This window comes from Paenibacillus sp. P4_A7 (assembly GCF_056402455.1).
The window spans coordinates 1-1927 of the sequence record NZ_JBFUHJ010000696.1 but is presented as its reverse complement, the minus strand read 5'-3'; the positions used below and the strand labels follow the sequence as shown (position 1 = coordinate 1927).

Here is a 1927-nt window from a genome sequence, read left to right as displayed (position 1 = left end):
CCTTTTCTAAGCGTGACAGCTCTTGATCTTCACTCATTTACACCCACCCCTTTTCTCTCATCCTCTTTTATTATCCCTTCCAGATGTTTTAAACCACGTGAAATTCTAGTTTTTACCGTATTGAGTGTAATATCTAATGCCAAAGCAATTTCTGCATATTTCAAATCCTGAAAAAATCGCAAATATAGCACCGAGCGATATTCAAGTGACAATTGGTTTAGGGAATCCACCATCCATTTCCGTTCCAACTGGCGGTCGATGATATGATGGATCTGCCCATTTTCTTCTACGTCTCTATCTGTAAAATACTCTCGCTTTGTATAAGCCTTCTTCCAATGATCTTTGCAGCTATTTGTAGCTATTTTGTACATCCACGGTTTGAACTGCTCAGGGATGAAGCCCTTTTTTCCTTGCTGATAAATTTTAAGAAAGGTCTCCTGAACAACGTCCTCTGCTAATCTCTCATCCTGCAATAAGCGGTATACATACCCATATAGGGGTTTATGATACCGGAAAACAAGTGTATCTAGAGCTGAATCATTACCCAATGACAGCTGGCTCATATATTCCTCATCTTGCACTCCTGTACCTCCCTATCTTCAGACTGACTTTCGGTTAAAAATCATAATAGCTAACCATGATAAAACTCCCCCGAGACTAAAATATAAAAATCGATTATATAACATCAACTGATTATCCTTTAAAAATAGCGATAATTGACCCACATTTAAAGCTAGTATCCAGAAAAACAAACCAGCAAACAGCCCGCCAAGAGAATGACTCCCTATAATCGTAGCAAGGACTGCTAATCCACCAAGTCCTATATAAACGGGTATAGAAAATAGAAGACCTTTCCAAACCATACTGCCGCCAAACGGCGTTAACACGATCGTCATGATACCTAACAACCCCAGAAAAATAAGTGAGGATAATAGCAGCCTCTCAACAATTATTTTCCATCTTGAGATCGGATAAGTTATCAACTGTTCATAAAACTTAGAATCGAAATCAATGGAAAAGCACCACTGTATAATAAACACATACAAAAGAGTTGCTGCCTTCTCATACACTATACTTGTAAAAGAAGCAATTCTATAAGACTCAAACATATAAATGAAATAGACGGCTACAGGGATGAGCAGCATGACAACAATGGCATGTAACGATGTAAACCAAAGTTTCAACCAAAGCTTTAGTCTGATCGATAGTCCACTCATTGGCCTTTTACTCCTACATAGCTTTCTAACTCAGCCGCTAGATCTAACATAGCTTTGTCTTCGAGTGCATTGTATTGTGTGAAGAGGTATTTCACTACTTGTTGAAACTCCTCTTCCCCTTGCTTATCGTAACCATTCATGATGTCCAATAGATTAGCATCTTCCGTAGGCAATTCATATTGAAACCCTTGAATATTTTGATTATACCAATCATCAAATCCATTAGCTCCAGTCTCGATCTGGAAATGATTGATTAAAGACCATACGATCGCCATTTTCAACAAGTATACATTATCATTCAATGATGGATTTCCCTCTATGAGATCGCCACTAAACACATAGGCCATAATAAAAGGATCCACATGCCTGATGTCATCGACACTCCATGCGATAAATTGCTCATTAGAAGCAACTTGTGTCATATTTCTATGTTCACGATTCAATATATAAATGACTTCAGGCACAATTGGAATCTCAAGCCACTTTTCTAAATAATTCCACCATTCCATATATACTTCCGTCGTTTTCCGTGCGCCATCCAGCACCTCCGGATGTCCTACAACTCTAGTTTGATCGACCATTACTTCCTCAAGATTTCCGCCGATCATAGACAATCCATATTGAGATATTCATTTATATGAGCCATCTTCTAGACGAGGTATGGTAAGGGACAGGGGAATACTCTCTCCCTGATCCCTAATAGTAACGGT

The 1927-nt window shown here is 38.7% G+C and carries 3 protein-coding genes; all 3 read right to left on the bottom strand.

The window, feature by feature from the left end:
* Positions 1 to 29: 29 nt before the first annotated feature.
* From AC1DWN_RS33065 to AC1DWN_RS33055, 3 genes are read right to left on the bottom strand one after another with little or no spacing between them, the layout of a single operon-like run.
* Positions 30 to 581: an RNA polymerase sigma factor gene (locus tag AC1DWN_RS33065; protein WP_477563072.1), complete on the bottom strand. Its 552-nt coding sequence runs from the start codon at positions 579 to 581 to the stop codon at positions 30 to 32.
* 18 nt (positions 582 to 599) lie between these two features.
* The gene (locus tag AC1DWN_RS33060) at positions 600 to 1217 is read right to left on the bottom strand and encodes a hypothetical protein (protein WP_477563071.1); all 618 of its coding nucleotides are present in this window, start codon (positions 1215 to 1217) and stop codon (positions 600 to 602) included.
* Positions 1214 to 1825, bottom strand: coding sequence for a hypothetical protein (locus AC1DWN_RS33055; protein ID WP_477563070.1), 612 nt, complete (start codon positions 1823 to 1825; stop codon positions 1214 to 1216). Before AC1DWN_RS33055 ends, AC1DWN_RS33060 begins: the two co-directional genes overlap by 4 nt.
* Positions 1826 to 1927: the final 102 nt, after the last annotated feature.